This is a genomic window from Rhodococcus sp. 05-2254-5 (genome assembly GCF_002258575.1).
Taxonomy (GTDB): domain Bacteria; phylum Actinomycetota; class Actinomycetes; order Mycobacteriales; family Mycobacteriaceae; genus Rhodococcoides; species Rhodococcoides fascians.
The window spans coordinates 446,767-461,756 of the sequence record NZ_NOZG01000007.1; the positions used below are offsets into that span (position 1 = coordinate 446,767).

At 64.0% G+C, this 14,990-nt stretch carries 15 protein-coding genes; 11 read left to right on the forward strand and 4 right to left on the reverse strand.

Features of this window, described 5'->3' with window-relative positions; translation table 11 throughout:
• Positions 1–13 precede the first annotated feature (13 nt).
• From CH278_RS07425 to CH278_RS07455, 7 genes are all read left to right on the forward strand, one after another.
• Positions 14–1,024, forward strand: coding sequence for a LacI family DNA-binding transcriptional regulator (locus tag CH278_RS07425; RefSeq protein ID WP_032374853.1), 1,011 nt, complete (start codon positions 14–16; stop codon positions 1,022–1,024).
• A 32-nt stretch (positions 1,025–1,056) separates the two neighbouring features.
• Positions 1,057–2,079, forward strand: a complete 1,023-nt coding sequence (gene fbaA / locus CH278_RS07430; protein ID WP_094621717.1) for a class II fructose-bisphosphate aldolase — start codon at positions 1,057–1,059, stop codon at positions 2,077–2,079.
• A 93-nt stretch (positions 2,080–2,172) separates the two neighbouring features.
• The gene (locus CH278_RS07435; protein ID WP_094621559.1) at positions 2,173–2,580 is read left to right on the forward strand and encodes a YciI family protein; all 408 of its coding nucleotides are present in this window, start codon (positions 2,173–2,175) and stop codon (positions 2,578–2,580) included.
• A gap of 8 nt (positions 2,581–2,588) precedes the next feature.
• Positions 2,589–3,746 (forward strand): RNA polymerase sigma factor, encoded by a 1,158-nt coding sequence (locus tag CH278_RS07440; protein WP_094621718.1) that lies wholly within the window; start codon positions 2,589–2,591, stop codon positions 3,744–3,746.
• A gap of 110 nt (positions 3,747–3,856) precedes the next feature.
• On the forward strand, positions 3,857–4,852 hold the full coding sequence (locus CH278_RS07445; protein ID WP_052068695.1) for an alpha/beta hydrolase: 996 nt from the start codon (positions 3,857–3,859) through the stop codon (positions 4,850–4,852).
• Positions 4,853–4,916: 64 nt separating this feature from the next.
• On the forward strand, positions 4,917–5,132 hold the full coding sequence (locus CH278_RS07450; RefSeq protein WP_027495736.1) for a DUF2945 domain-containing protein: 216 nt from the start codon (positions 4,917–4,919) through the stop codon (positions 5,130–5,132).
• A 192-nt stretch (positions 5,133–5,324) separates the two neighbouring features.
• On the forward strand, positions 5,325–6,533 hold the full coding sequence (locus tag CH278_RS07455; protein WP_256991878.1) for a ricin-type beta-trefoil lectin domain protein: 1,209 nt from the start codon (positions 5,325–5,327) through the stop codon (positions 6,531–6,533).
• Here the strand turns inward: CH278_RS07455 and CH278_RS07460 are convergent.
• Together CH278_RS07460 and CH278_RS07465 are read right to left on the reverse strand one after the other, a co-directional pair.
• The gene (locus CH278_RS07460; RefSeq protein ID WP_094621719.1) at positions 6,515–8,521 is read right to left on the reverse strand and encodes a hypothetical protein; all 2,007 of its coding nucleotides are present in this window, start codon (positions 8,519–8,521) and stop codon (positions 6,515–6,517) included. The two genes, CH278_RS07455 and CH278_RS07460, sit on opposite strands and share 19 nt — an antisense overlap.
• Before the next feature lie 41 nt (positions 8,522–8,562).
• A complete protein-coding gene (locus CH278_RS07465; protein ID WP_027495739.1) occupies positions 8,563–9,804 on the reverse strand; it encodes an ATP-grasp domain-containing protein in 1,242 nt (413 codons plus the stop codon).
• 454 nt (positions 9,805–10,258) lie between these two features.
• Here CH278_RS07465 and CH278_RS07470 point away from each other — a divergent pair, with 454 nt between their 5' ends.
• The 3 genes from CH278_RS07470 to CH278_RS07480 are packed head-to-tail and all read left to right on the forward strand — an operon-like array spanning position 10,259 to position 12,569.
• Positions 10,259–11,557 (forward strand): glycoside hydrolase family 16 protein, encoded by a 1,299-nt coding sequence (locus CH278_RS07470; protein ID WP_032367295.1) that lies wholly within the window; start codon positions 10,259–10,261, stop codon positions 11,555–11,557.
• Between the two features lie 54 nt (positions 11,558–11,611).
• Entirely contained in the window at positions 11,612–11,953 is a 342-nt protein-coding gene (locus CH278_RS07475) for a GNAT family N-acetyltransferase (protein WP_032369131.1), read from the forward strand.
• A 40-nt stretch (positions 11,954–11,993) separates the two neighbouring features.
• Positions 11,994–12,569 carry a hypothetical protein gene (locus tag CH278_RS07480; protein ID WP_094621561.1) on the forward strand — a complete coding sequence of 192 codons (576 nt, stop codon included), beginning with the start codon at positions 11,994–11,996 and terminating at the stop codon, positions 12,567–12,569.
• 18 nt (positions 12,570–12,587) lie between these two features.
• On the opposite strand, the gene CH278_RS07485 is transcribed toward CH278_RS07480, so the two are convergent.
• Positions 12,588–13,520 carry a DAPG hydrolase family protein gene (locus CH278_RS07485; RefSeq protein WP_256991879.1) on the reverse strand — a complete coding sequence of 311 codons (933 nt, stop codon included), beginning with the start codon at positions 13,518–13,520 and terminating at the stop codon, positions 12,588–12,590.
• A gap of 80 nt (positions 13,521–13,600) precedes the next feature.
• Between CH278_RS07485 and CH278_RS07490 the strand changes: the two genes are divergently transcribed.
• Positions 13,601–14,215 carry a TetR/AcrR family transcriptional regulator gene (locus tag CH278_RS07490; protein WP_051365040.1) on the forward strand — a complete coding sequence of 205 codons (615 nt, stop codon included), beginning with the start codon at positions 13,601–13,603 and terminating at the stop codon, positions 14,213–14,215.
• Positions 14,216–14,230: 15 nt separating this feature from the next.
• On the opposite strand, the gene CH278_RS07495 is transcribed toward CH278_RS07490, so the two are convergent.
• Positions 14,231–14,956 carry a YoaK family protein gene (locus CH278_RS07495; protein WP_045842079.1) on the reverse strand — a complete coding sequence of 242 codons (726 nt, stop codon included), beginning with the start codon at positions 14,954–14,956 and terminating at the stop codon, positions 14,231–14,233.
• Positions 14,957–14,990: the final 34 nt, after the last annotated feature.

Consider the following 14,990-nt stretch of genomic DNA (forward strand, 5'->3'; position numbering starts at 1 on the left):
GGAGACGACTGACATGCCCACCATGGACGACGTCGCTCGGATCGCCGGAGTGTCGGTGTCGACGGTCTCGCACGTGCTGAACGGAACTCGTAAGGTCAACCCGGCGACCCGGCAACGCGTCGACGCTGCCATCGTCGAGATCGGATACCGGCGCAACGTCGTGGCGCGTTCTCTTGCGGCCGGTCGAACCCACACGGTGGGGCTGTCGATCGCGGCGCTGACCAATCCGTATTTCGGCAGCCTCGTCTATGCCGTCGAGCAGCGGTTGTCGGAGGCCGGCTACGTGTTGATTCTCGGTGACTCGCACGACGAGCCGACGTCGGAGCGGCGCGTCACCGATTCTCTGCTGGACCGTCAGGTCGACGGCATGATCCTTGCGCCTGCGGCCGGCTCGGAGGAGTCGACGATTCCCGAGATCATGCGCAGCGGAACACCTCTCGTGCTGATCGACCGTATGCTGGATATCCCGTGCGATCAGGTGGGCCCGGAGAACGAGCAATCCGCGTACGAGCTGACGGCCCATCTGCTCGACTCCGGACACGACCGAATTGCGATCGTCCGCGGAATCGAGGGAATCTCCTCCACCACAGAGCGTTTCGCAGGTTATGCCAGGGCGCTCGCCGACCGGGGAATCGATGTCGACCCTCGGTTGATTCTCGAAGGCAGGTCCAACGTCGAAGTGGCCGAGACGGAGGTACGTCGACTGCTGACGGGTTCGGACCGGCCTTCGGCTCTGGTGTCGATGAACAACTCGATGACCATCGGTTCCCTCAAAGCAGTTCGCGGCCTTGGTTTGTCGATCCCCGACGACCTGGCGTTCGTGTGCTACGACGATTTCGAGTGGTCCGATCTGTTCGAGCCGCGCCTGACGGCCGCCGCGCAGGACGTGCAGACCATCGGCAGAACCGCCGCCGACCTGTTGATCGGTCGAATCGAAGGCCGTGACGACGCGCCGCGGTCCATTTCGGTACCGACTACGTTCACCCACCGCAATTCGTGCGGCTGCGCTGCAGCAACACGCTGAAGACCAGCCGCACCCGAAAGAGAGAACAGCCCATGCCGATTGCCAGTCCGGAACAGTACGTCGCCATGTTGGACCGCGCGAAGGAGGGCGGGTTCGCGTACCCGTCGATCAACGTCACCAGCTCACAGACGCTCAACGCGGCGCTGCAGGGATTCGCCGAAGCCGAGAGCGACGGCATCATCCAGGTGTCGGTCGGTACCGCGCTGTACCTGTCCGGCAATGCCGTGCAGAACCGCTTCGCCGGCTCCAAGGCGCTCGCGCAGTACGCCCACGAAGTGGCGCAACACTATTCGATCTCGGTGGCCCTGCACACCGATCACTGCCCCGCCGAGAACCTCGACGATTGGGTGCGCCCACTGCTGGCCGACGCGATCGAACGACGCTCGCGCGGCCTGGCACCGCTGTACCAATCACACATGTGGGACGGCTCCGCTGTGCCGCTCGACGAAAACCTGCGTATCGCACGGGAACTGCTCGATCTGTCGGTCCAGGCCGACACCGTTCTCGAGATCGAGGTGGGAGTGATCGGCGGGGAAGAAGACGGGGTGTCTCACGAGATCAACGAGCAGCTGTACTCCACCGTCGACGACGCCCGCGCCACGATCGCCGCGCTCGGTGCAGGCGAGCGTGGTCGCTACATGACGGCGCTGACCTTCGGCAACGTCCACGGTGTCTACAACCCGGACTCGGTACATCTACGTCCCGAGATTCTCGACGAGATCCAGTCGGTCATCGGTGCCGAAACCGGAAAGGACAAGCCGTTCGATCTGGTCTTCCACGGTGGATCGGGCTCGAGTGCCGCCGATATCGCGTCGGCAGTGGCGAGCGGGGTGATCAAGATGAACATCGACACCGACACCCAGTACGCGTTCACCAGGTCCATCGCGGGCCACATGATCGGCAAGTACGACCAGGTTCTCAAGATCGACGGCGAGTACGGCAACAAGAAGGCCTACGACCCCCGATCGTGGGGCAAGCCGGCCGAGTCGGCCATGGCAGCCCGCGTGGTCGAGGCAACCCAGATGCTCGGCTCGGTCGGACGCACGATGCGGTGAAGTTTCTCGGTCGAGTGTGTAGATATCGGCCGACCGGCTCCGTCCCAGGGGCGAATGCAGAAAGAATGACTGCATCCGACGCTAGGAGACATCATGGCCAAGTACCTCATGCTCAAGCATTACCGCGGGGCCCCCGAGCCTGCCGGCTGGATTCCGATGGACCGGTGGACCCCGGCCGAAGTGCACGACCATATTCAGTTCATGCAAGACTTCGCCGCCGAGCTCGAGAAGACGGGCGAGTTCGTCGACGCGCAGGCCCTGGCCCCCGAGGGAACGTGGGTGCGGTCGGACGGGGTCGGAAAGCCCCCGGTCACCGACGGTCCGTTCGCGGAGACCAAGGACTTGATCGCAGGCTGGATGGTCATCGACGTCGAGTCCTACGACCGCGCACTCGAACTCGCCGGGCAGCTCTCGGCAGCACCCGGTGCCGGTGGTGAGCCGATCGGCGAATGGCTCGAGCTGCGTCCGTTCATGGAGGCCCCCGCCACGATCGACGAGTGACGGCACTCGTGGATCCTCACGCGCTGCGGATGCTGACTCCGTCCGTGATCGGCGTCCTCGTCCACCGCGGAGCAGATTTCGCGGCGGCCGAGGACGCCGTCCAGGAGGCGTTGGTGCAGGCGGCATCGGTGTGGGGAGCGTCGGCAGAGGCGGGTGACGCGCCGTCCGACCCGAAGGGGTGGCTCGTCACCGTGGCGTGGCGCAAATTTCTCGACGCCCAGCGATCGGAGAAGGCTCGACGGGATCGAGAGAACCGGGTTGCGGCCGAGCCGGAACCGGGCAGTGTCCACGGCGTCGACGACACACTGCAGTTGTTCTTCCTCTGCGCGCACCCGGTGCTGACACCCGCAGCAGCGGTAGCGCTGACGTTGCGTGCCGTCGGGGGTCTGACGACGCGGCAGATCGCGCAGGCGTATCTGCTGCCGGAGAAAACCATGGCCCAGCGCATCAGCCGAGCCAAACGGGCGGTGCGCGACGTTCGTTTCGACGCTCCGGGCGACCTCGCGACGGTTCGGCGGGTGCTGTACCTGGTATTCAACGAGGGGTATACCGGCGACGTCGATCTCGCGGCCGAGGCGATCAGGTTGACGAGGCAGCTCGCGACCCTGTCCGACGACGCGGAGACCGCAGGACTGTTGGCGTTGATGGTGTTGCACCACGCCCGGCGCGCTGCGAGAACAGGCTCCGACGGCCGGCTGATTCCCTTGGCCGAGCAGGATCGGTCGAGCTGGGACACCGTCTCGATAGCCGAGGGAGTTCGGACTCTGCAGGCGGCGCTCGCTCGGGATCGGCTGGACGAGTTCCAGATACAAGCCGCCATTGCCGCCCTGCATGCCGATGCGCAACGGGTGGAGGAGACGGACTGGGTACAGATCGTCGAGTGGTACGACGAGTTGCTCGCGATCACCGACAGTCCGGTAGTACGGCTCAACAGAGCTGTCGCGGTGGGGGAAGCGGACGGCCCGGCCGCCGGACTCGCGGCGCTCGCCGCTGTCGATTCCGCAGTACCGCGGTACCACGCGGTGGCTGCGCATCTGCACGAAAAGGCCGGCGATCTCCGGATGGCGGCCGATCTGTTCGTGCGGGCGGCCGAGTCGGCGTCCTCGGTGGCCGAGCGGCATCATTTGACGCTGCGCGCCACTCGAATTCGTACCGCAGGTCGGTAGAGATACCTGGAAACAGCGAACGGACCGCGCGGTTTTGTAATCGGATCGTTAGCGGTCGAAAGCGGAATTCGTGCAACCCTCGTATGGTGCTGATGTTGCCTGTGGGACAGATGAGAAAGAAGCTGACTCGATCCACCGCGGTGGTGACGGCGGCCGTACTGGCGTCGATAGTGTTGGCCGGAAATCCGGCGCAGGCGCTGCCGGGCACTACCGGATCGGCCGACGCGGCAGTCGGGGCCGTCGGAATCCACCAGGTGTCGGCAACGCGCGCGGTGCTGAACGTGTTCTCTCCGTCCATGAATCGTGTCATCTCCAACGAGGTGCTGCACTCGCCCGGAGGTGGTCCCGCGCCCACGCTGGTTCTGCTCAACGGTGCCCTCGGCAACGAGGACGGGGTCGGCTGGCTCAACAACTCCGGCGTCGAACAGTTCTTTCTCGACAAGAACGTCACCGTCGTCGCACCGATCGGCGGTCGGTTCAGCTTCTACACCGATTGGCAGACAACCGATCCGGTGCTGGGGACCAACCTCTGGCAGACCTATCTGAGCCGTGAACTACCCGCGGCCGTGGACGCCGCCTACGGCTCGACGGGCAAGCGCGGCGTCGCGGGGCTGTCGATGAGCGGTGGCCCGGCGCTGGATCTGGCGATCCAGGCCCCGGATGTGTTCGACGCCGCCGCGTCGTTCAGTGGATGCCCGGCACCGTCCAATCCGCTTGCCACCGCCGGCATCTCGGCCATGATCGCCGGCGGGCTCAACAATCCGTTCAACATGTGGGGGTTGCCGGGAAGTCAGGGATGGCGCGACCACGACCCGTCGCTCAATGTCGAACGCCTTCGTGGAACGGCGGTGTACGTGAGCTCGTCACGCGGTGCGCCCGGCGCCGTGGATCGCATTCCCGACGGTGCCGTTCCGCCGTTCGGCGGCATGGCGGTCGAAGCGATGGTCAACTACTGCACATCCATCTTCGTCGACGCCCTGCGTCGGGCCGACGTTCCGGCGACGGTATCCATGCGCGACGAAGGTGCGCATACCTGGCCGCTGTTCGAGGACCAGTTGCGAGAGGCCTGGTTCACCACACTGGCTCCGGCTCTGGGAACCAGCTGATTGCGCCGACGCGCTCGTGGGTAAGTGTCGATGGACAGACCACCGACGAAGGGATCACCGGAACATGTCGAAGGACGATTTGCACAAGGGCGACAAGGTCGAATGGCAGACCCACGGAACTACCACCGAGGGAACGGTGCAGGAGAAGATCACCTCCGAGACCGAAGCCGCCGGCCGCAAGGTCAAGGCCTCGAAAGACGACCCGCAGTACCGCGTCGAAAGTGACAAGTCCGGAAAGGACGCAGTGCACAAGCCCGAATCGCTCGACAAGAAGGACTGATCTCGCTCCGTAAGCTTCTCGAAAGTTGCTCCTGCTGACGATCTGTACCCTCGGCTGGGACGGATCGTCACTTTGGAGGCAACGATGGGGACGACCCCGATGCGGATTGTTCGTGCACGTTCGCGTCTCGGTCGGTGGGGTAGCGGTTGCCGCACGGGGAGGGCTCTTGTCGCTACGGGGACGCTGGCGATCGTGTCCGTACTCGTCGTGGGCTGCGGCGTGTTCTCCGGGAACTCGACCACGGACGCGGACACACCGTCTGCAGTGACCTTCACCGGGCAGATCGAGTCTCCCGACAAGCTCTGCCTCGATGGAAGTGACACCGACACCGTCCGTCTCGCGACGTGCAACGGAACGCCGGCGCAGCAAGTAGTCGCCGAGGCCGACGGCACGGTTCGGTCGCAATCGCAGTGTCTGGTGCCGAAGAACAGCGAGACCGCAGCCGGTGTACCTGTTGTCCTCGGAAGTTGCGACGACAGTGCGGTCGCCAGTTGGACAGCGGGCGAATCCGGTGCGATCGGGCTGACGGGCACCGGCCTCTGTCTCGCGGACGACGCACGGCAGACCTCTCGGCGTGTGGCCGTGCTGGCCGAATGCGACGGCTCGTCGGTGCAGACATGGACACCGGTAGCGGCCGCAGAACCGACCGCCGACAACCCCGGAGGAATTGCTGCACCCACCGGGGATCTGCCCGGCTGGAAGCAGATATTCGTCGACGAATTCACCGCCCCATCCGCCACCGGCAGTTGGTCCAATCAGTGCGACCCCTCGAAGGTCGTCTACACCGGAGCCGAGGGCCAGCGGTGGCGCACGTATCCGTCGTGCTATCCCGACACCTACGACAAACGGCCGTATCGGCCCGATGCAGTGCTGTCCACTGCCGACGGCGCTCTGCAGTACCACCTCGGTCAGGTCGACGGCGTTCCGGCCGGAGCGAGTATCTCCCCACTGATCGGTGCCGACCAGTATCAGACGTACGGACGATATTCGGCGCGTCTGAAAGTCGATTCACCGGATCTGTCCGAGTACTACGCGGCATGGTTGCTCTGGCCGCAATCCGAGAATTGGCCGTACGACGGCGAGTTCGATTTCCCGGAAGGTGCGCTGTCGGGCAACGTCGGTGGGTTCCATCATTTCTCGGGCGAAGGCTCGTGCGCCGACGGGTGCAAAACGCCTGCCCTCGACATCGGCGCGCAGTTCACCGACTGGCACACCTACACCATGGACTGGTCACCGGGAAGGATCCGGTACCTCCTCGACGACACGGTCGTGTTGGACTCGACCGACTTCGTGCCGTCCACGCCGATGCGATGGGAGCTGCAGACCGAAACCAAGGGAGACGGAAACAGCGAGGGCAATCTGATCCTGGACTGGGTCTCGGTCTACTCCTGGAACGGCTGATACGCGGCCCGCGCCGAGCGCTCGGCACCCCAACTGCGTTCGATGTAACCGACGATCGTGTCGATGTCCGCGTTCGGAATCTTCTCCGGCTCACCCTTTTCCAACGGATCCGTGTGGAAGATGTACAGGCGAGACGCGAATTGCTCGAACGGTAGCGAGCCTTCGCCCGCGCGTTCGCCGTTCCCTGCCGTTCCGACGACGACTCCGTCACCCCAATCCTGCCCACTGTCGTTGTTGGGATTGAAGAAGTAGACCCGCATGACGCCGTCGGGATCGGGGGCAACACGCAGAATGGCGATGGCGTGCCACCCCACGTACCGTGCAGCGCTGTCGGTTACGGCCACCCCGGCGGGTTGCGGGTGGATCAGCGGCTGATGGCCGTTGTACTCGGGGTGATAAGCGGCATGGAACTGCCGCAGGAAACCATCGAGATCGACCAGATTTCCGGTCGCGACGTCCACGTCGATATGGAACTCGCGGGCCGACCACCACCCGTGGAATTCGGGATTGACCCAGCGATGCGGATCGCCCGGTCTGTCGGCGCAGCGTCGGACCATCTCGACGTAGATCCGGTCCAGGTGCGGAACCAGAATGAGCGATGCCGGGTCCAGATCGACCGGATCCGAGGTCGCGACACCACTTTCGCTGTCGACGGACGAGATCGACTGGCCCTCGAAGTGCATGACGATCTCTTCGTCTCGTGCCGCCCACACCACCATCTGCAGCAGGTAGTCGGGATCGTTGTACGCCCACATCGACAGCGCGCGCGCCGACTGGCACGTGGGATTGTCGCCCTGGCCGACACCGAGCGGTTGTCCGAGCATGGAGAGCAACCCACCGAGCAATCGCGACTCCGGTGCCGGAACCGGACCGAAAGTGGTGATCAAGCGTTCTCGCACTGCGGGCGCGAGGGTGAGCGACAGCTGACGCCACAGGGACGGCACGATCGGCGGCTGATGCAGGATTCCGCGGTCGAGGAGCAGTGCCAATCCGTAGAGACTTTGCGCCGTCTCGGGATACACGGTTTCTTCGATCAGACGGTGGACCAATTCCGGGTAGCGAGTGAGGCACGTACGCCCGGTGTCGGACAGCCCCAAGGCCTCGGGCAGGACATACGAGTAGTGGTCGACGAGATATTGCGTGAGTGTGGCGTGGTACGGCGAAACGAGACCGGTGTCGTGCATCGCCCGTGCGAAACCGCGGGCCTCGAACTGCAGTGCCTCGACGTCCATGGCCTCGAGCCGGTCCCGGTAGACCTCCACGCCCGGGTCCTCGCGGCATGCGTCGGTGGTGCCGAACAACGCCGTGGTCAACCGATCGAGTCCTTGACCGGACGTGCCGAGATCGACGGTCGGGTCGTCGCGATAGATCGCAATGCGCGTGACCATGGACTTGATGGTGTCGACCTGGATCGGACGCTGACGCAGAATCCGCCAGATCTCTTCGAGCAACTCGTCCAGCACACTGTCGTAGCCGATCTCCCCGGCGACGTAGCCGAAGAGATCGCGGATCAGGTGTGCTGTCCGCCCCGAACGGACTCGTTCCGATTCCGAGGGCGGGGTGAACAGCACCTCGAGGTTCAGGGCGAGTACCTGGGAGAGGAAGCGTCGCGCATCGTCAGCGGTGACTGCGGGATGCTCGTACTCACCGGCGACGATCGCGACCATCCGCAACTCGCTGGCTGCTTCGAGAACCACGGTGTCGTCGTTGCCACTGCGCAGGCTCGGACCCACGAACGCGGGAACGAGAATGTCCGGCTGCGCCCAGTCCGTACCGGCGAACAGCCCGGCGTTCTCCAGCGCCGCGGCGCGTTCGCGGACCGCGCCACAACCGCCGGGCTGCAACAACACTCGGTGCACAGAATCCAGAACCCGTCGCACCTTGGTGCTCTTGCTGAACTCCGGTGCGGCGGCCAGCGCGTCGACGGCGTGATCGAGTTGGGCCAGCCGCGACACCAGAGCTTTGTCGATCGGTGCAGCGTCGTTCATCGTCTGCGTCGTGGGTTCGTGGTCGTTGCCGAGTTGCTGCTTCACACGTAGAAGTCCAGTTCTTCCTGTTGCTTGAGCAGGTCGCGCATCCGGTACGGATCATCGCCGAAGAAGTACAGCAAGCCCCAGTGGGTACCGAAAGCCGTTCTCTTGGTGACGGTTTCCTCGACCGGTGCAGACAGGTCGTTGGTCTCGTAGTAGTCGTCGTCGGCAGTCACGTCGGGGATGACGAGATCGCTGACGACGCGTCGCCGTGGGTACACCCCGAAGCATCCCGCGTGACCGGTTGCATCGACCACCTCGCGCGGGAAGAAGGCGTCGATCTCTTCCTCGGTGGTCTTCGGGTCGAAGGCGAGAGCCAGGCCCTGGTACGCGTTGAAGCCGTACGCCCTTTCGAGGAGCTCGAACACCTTGAAACCTGGTGGGCGGTAGGCAACCTCGCCGAAGTACATCTCTCCGTCGCTGGTGACGAAGTACTCCGGATGGATGAACCCGAACTCGATGTCGAACGCCTTGATGAGCTTCTCGATCTGGACCGTGATCTGCTCGCGGTACTTCTCGAGCTCCGGCGTGGCGGGGACGAACACCGAATACCCGAGCGTGACGTACTCGGAGATGTTGAGGAACTTGATCTTTCCGTTGTGGATCCACGCCTCGACGGCGAACTCCCAGCCGTCGAGATGCGACTCCATCAGTACGGGGAACTCCTCGTCCGGGATGGAGTCGACTTCGTCGGGGGTTCGAATGACGCGGTGGCCCAGGCATCCTGCCTTGTCGAAGGCCTTGAGGTGGATGGGGTCGTTCGGGTCGCCGTCGAGTTTGAGCAGCGTCTGGTTCACCCGACGCAGAAAGCGGATGACGTCCTCACGATCGTGTGCTTCCTCGAAGATGCCGACACGAATGCCACCGAGCTGTGCACGGCGCTTCATCAGCGCTTTGTCGCGGAGCAGCATCGCTTGACCGAACAACCTCGGATTGCCCAGCAGCACGGAATTGATGGCACCGGCCCACTCGACTGTCTCCTCGTACAGCGGTATCGCTACATCGACGCCTTTGTCTCGGAGAGTCTCCGCGATCTCGAGCGACCTGTCGTTGAGTCGCTCGAAGTTCCACGGTAGGTACGGAATGTCATGCTCGGTGCAGTACGCCTCGGCCCACTCGGGCGCGACGACGACGTAGCGTCGATCGAACGCGTCCAGGGCTTCCACTGCGGCCAAACTCCAGCCCAGCAGCGCTACGAAGCCTTTGTTCGGGTCTTTCTCCAGCCTCTGTGGCCGATCCATGAAGTTCCTTTCCCTTGTGATGCGCGGTCGAGGTCCTTCGCTCCACCGTACAGAGGGTGTTCGGTGCCGCTTTCCGGACCCGGTGCTCGGGAAGCCGGGACGCGATGTGCACCGTCCCTCGAACTGTCGGGCCGGATCCTGCGCAGGGCTGGCAATGCGCTCGTTTGCCAGCGAAATGATCGATATGACGTCGTAAAAAGTCCAGAGGCACGATTTGCTCGACAATTCGATTCGCGTGAATAGATTTTCGATCCGGAGCAACTAGTTTAATATTTAATCTCTAATTCGTACCGGTCGTATTTCTTTCAATTACGCCTCTGAGCAGGCATTTCAGGGTGAATGCGAATTCACTGCGCAATGTCTGAATCATCCCTATGATTCGAGATGCCGGCAATCAATTGTATTTATCCGCCGTGTATCCAATGCGATGTTCGGTCTCTCGAAGGATGAAACCATGACTGTTTCGGGCCGTGCTGTTCTGAAGCGTTCCTTGGTGACGCTCGGAACCACCGTATTACTTTCGGCTTTCGTAGTTCACGCGCCACAGGCCGCGGCCGCCACCTCGGGACAGATCAAGACGCCCGCAGGGTTCTGCCTGGACAACAAGGGTGGTCTCACCGGACAGAACAATCCCGTCCAGATCTGGGATTGCAACGGTACCGGCGCGCAGACGTGGACCGGTACCGAGGACGCCACGATTCGCGTGCAGGGCCGATGCTTGTCGCCGGCATCGGGCTACGCGGCGGCCGGCGTCGCGTTGACGACGTGGGCGTGCAACGGCAAGCCCGCGCAGCAATGGTCGATCCGTGGGGACGGCTCGATCTCGTTGCTGCAGAAGACCGGCCTGTGCATTCAGAATTCGCGTGAGGTCAACGGAAACCGACCGGTGTTGGCGAAATGCAACGGGTCTGCTGCTCAGAAGTGGATCACCGCGACCACGCCGTTTCCGACGACACCGCCCACGACGACGCCGCCCACGACGCCACCGACCACTCCGTCCACCACTCCCAGCGGGGTGGCAGCGCCGGTGGGCGACCTACCCGGTTGGAAGCAGATCTTCGTCGACGACTTCGCGAAGCCTTCCGCCGTCGGCAGTTGGGCCAACGACTGCGATCCCACCAAGATCGTCTACGTCGGTGCGCAGAATCAGAAGTGGCGCACGTACCCCAAGTGCTACAAGGACACCTATCAGAAGCGCCCGTACCGAGCGGACGCCGTGCTGTCCACGCACGACGGCCTGCTCGATTACGGATTGCACAATGTCGACGGTGTCCCGGCCGGTGCCAGCGTCTCACCGGTGATCAACGCGGCAGGGCAGAATCAGACATACGGACGATACACAGCGCGATTCAAGGTCGATTCGGCAACTCTGGCCGAGTACTACGTTGCATGGCTGCTGTGGCCGCAGTCCGAAAGATGGCCTGCGGACGGCGAAATGGACTTTCCCGAAGGAAGTCTCGCGGGGCAGGTCGGCGGATTCCATCACTACTCGGGTGCCGGTTCGTGCGTCGGCGGCTGCCAGGACGTCGCTCGGAACATCGGCGCGAACTTCACCGATTGGCACACGTACACCATCGAATGGTCCCCGGGCCGCGTTCGCTACATCCTCGACGACACCGTGGTTCTGGACAGCACCAAGTGGGTTCCCTCGGGTCCGATGCGCTGGGAACTGCAGACCGAGACCAACGGCACCGGAAACAGCAACGGGCATCTGTTGCTGGACTGGGTTTCGGTATACAGCTGGGTAGGCTGACCCGACCGCGTACCCAACCGACTGGGGCGTGCCATCGAGAGAAGGGGAGCGTCGATGACGGTCGACAAAACCGGCGCCGAGGTCGAGATTGCCCAGCAGGCGGACAGGTTCACGATTTCGGTCGAGGGCACGCAGGTCGGCTTCACCGAGTTCGCCGACGACGAGCAGGGCAGGCGCGTCTTCTTCCACACCGAAGTGGATGCGGCCTACGGCGGACGTGGTCTGGCCACGATCGTCGTTCGACACGCGCTCGACGCGACGCGTTCCGAGGACAAGCACGCCGTCCCGATCTGTCCGTTGGTGGCCGCGTTCGTCGGCGAACATCACGAGTACGACGACATGGTCGAGCCCGTCACGGACGACATTCGGCAGTGGCTGGCCGACCAGCAGGGATGATTCGTCGACCGATCGCCCGCCACGTGCGACGATCTGCAGCATGACCGATCCCGGACACCGCCCCGGCGGCACGCATCTCTACCGTCGGTTGGTCACCCGGTCCGACGGCCCCTTGACGCCCGTTCGGGCGGCCAGGAGGCTCTCGGCGTACATCTACGGCAACATCCTGGTCCTCGCCGCGGTTGCCGCCTCCACGCCGAGTTCCATCGGGCACGGGACGGCGGCTGTTCTCGTAGCGGCCACTGCGGCAACGACCTTTCTCGCGCATGTGTTCGCAGATTTCGTCGCCGGGAGCCAGATACCGGAGGCGCACGGTGATGCGACGGACGAACAGCGCACGTTCGAGGCCATCGAGGAATTCCGGGATGCAGTCCCCATTCTGAGCTCCGGGACGTTTCCGGCGGCGATGCTGGCGCTCGGGTGGCTGTCGGTGCTTCCGGCGCAATGGGCCGAACTGTTGGCCGGTGTGGTGATCGTCGTACGAATCGCCACCATACCGATTGTCACGGAACGAATTCGCGGGAACCGTCCGACGTTTCGGGCCCTGGTGATCGGGCTCGCCACTGCCGTCGTCGCGGCGCTCATCGTGCTGGCGAAAGTCTTCTTGGGCCACTAGCTGCCCCTCGTGGACGGTTCAACCGCCGAACTCTGCGTGCAGCTCCGGCAGAAACCCTGCGAGGTGGTTCATCTCCTGTCCGCAGTGCAGCAGCAGATCTCGGGCGAGGTCGAGTCCGAGAACGAGGTCGCTCGGATCCACGGACGCACCCCGGCGAACTGCGCACACGGCCTGCTTCGGATCGGGAACGTGCAATCCCCGTAGGTTCAGATAGAACCGGCTGCGCATCTCGGCACCGCCCTGCACCGGCCGAACCTGATGGGCGAGCCAGCCCAGATCCACCGGTGCGATGGAACTTCCCACTCGGCCGAAGACGACCGTCTGGTCTGCGGGAACGTCGAAACCGTGTGCAACAGGGTCACGGAAGCCGATACCCAGCTGCTGAAGCTTCGGGCCGACGTACTCGTCGACGAACGATGTGTTGCCGATGTACTTCGCCTTGTCCGGAATCGCGTGGGCCGTCCGGTCCTCGGCGAGTGCGGCGTGGAGGTGGGCATCGGGGTGCCACAGTTTGTAGCGGGCCGCCTCGGCGGAATGCCAACCGAACCACCAGTCCCACATCGCTGCCGTGACCCGGGGCATCGCGGTGCGCACCGCCACGAACGTCATGCCGTCGGCGCGTCGTCCGTAGCCGGTTTCGATCGCCGAATATCCCGTGGGCGCGAGATCGGTTGTGATGGAATCGAAGTGCGGGACCCACTCCGGCGCTATCGGCGGCCCGCCGACTGCGTCGGTCACGACGGCCGGTGCCGGTGTCGTCCGTGCGGCGAAGAAATGGGCATAGGGCCGTCCTCGGTCGATGTCGCGGTAGCCCTGATACCGCTCGCCGCAGTGTTCGCTCGAACCGGTGCCGGGAGCTGCGACCGCTCGTGCTGCGGGGCCGAACACAGCCGTGGCCGCAGCCGCGGCGGCACCCACCATCATTTGTCGTCGCGACGGGCCGCGGCTCATCGGGCGGGGTTCCTCAACATCGGTTGAGACTACGACGTGACTTCGGCGACTGTCAATGGTGGGGCACTAGACTCCGTGGTATGAGTCCTGCCCGTCCCAAGGACGACGAGTCGAGAGTGCGTCGGCGCGACGAAATCGCCGCGGCAGCAATCGAAGTGTTGGCAACGCAAGGTTTTCGCGGCTTGACGCACCGGGCGGTCGACGCTGCAGCAGGATTGAGCCCCGGGTCGGTCAACTACCACGCGCCCACTCGCGGACGACTGTTGCACCTGGCGCTCGAGTTGTTGTTCGCCCGCGACTACGACACTGCCGGCGCGACCTTCGGTGGTCTGGTCGACGTCAAACCACTCACCGTGGACATCGTCGTGAACCGCATCATCGACTTCATCGAGGCGATGACCACCGGAGAAGCAACGAAAAGAGTGATCGCGCGCAGCATCCTGCTCGGTGAAGCGCAACACGATCGGGAAATCCGCGATCTGTTCGACTCTCAGCGGGCCGCGTTCGTCGCGTACACCCAGTGGATAGTCGCGTCGTTGGAATCCGAAGACCCCCAGGGGGATGCGGAGATGCTCGTCGTCATGATCGAGGGTCTCGTGGGGAGGCAGGTGCTGATCGGATCGCGGCTGCCACGTCCCGTCGTCGACCGAATGCTGCGCACGATCGTCGGCGCATCCCCGATGGTCACCGATTAGCCGATCAGCCACCGATCAGCCGAGCAACGAGTTCCGTTCGGTGTGGGTGAACGTGAAGATCGTTGCACCGAAGCTGATGAGCGCAGTGAGCAGTAGCACCTGCGGCCCGGTGATCACGACGCCGATGAACGCACCGACAGCACCTCCCGCCGCGAAGGAGCCCAGAAGCGTTGCGTAGCAGAGCCAGTCGTAGTGTGTTCCGCCGCCGAAGAGGTGACGCTCGATTCCCTGGCCGAGCTTGACTACCGTTCCGGTGACGTAACTGAGCGGGATGTACGTCTCCTCCTTCTTCGTGAACGCGGTGTTCAACGCGCCCAGCGCGAAGGCGACGAGGAGGATCGGGTAGAAGTTCACGTTTGCCGACGACCACCCGGAGACGGCGATGTCGATCAGACCCGCCGCTCCCAGCGCAACGGTGGTCAACACCGTCGCTCCATGGGGGTGGTTGGACCAGTAGCGGCGCCGACAGATCGACGAGACGATCACGCCGCCGAGAAACGCGGCCATGAGGGCCAATGCGGCCCAGGGTGACGCCCCCGGTGCCACCTCCTTGCCCTCCGGATGGCCGAAGTGTCCGACGACGGCTCGTTCGGTGTTGCCGGTCATGAAGGTCACGAAGTAGCCGGCGGAATGCAGGAACGCGACCGCACCCACCATGCCTGCCAGCCCGGACAGGATCCAGGACAGACGAGCTTCGGCGCCGACGGCTGTTTCGCGGCTGATCGCCAAGGGGGAAGTCATGACTCGATTCTCCGGGCGTTCGCCGCGGCGGCAA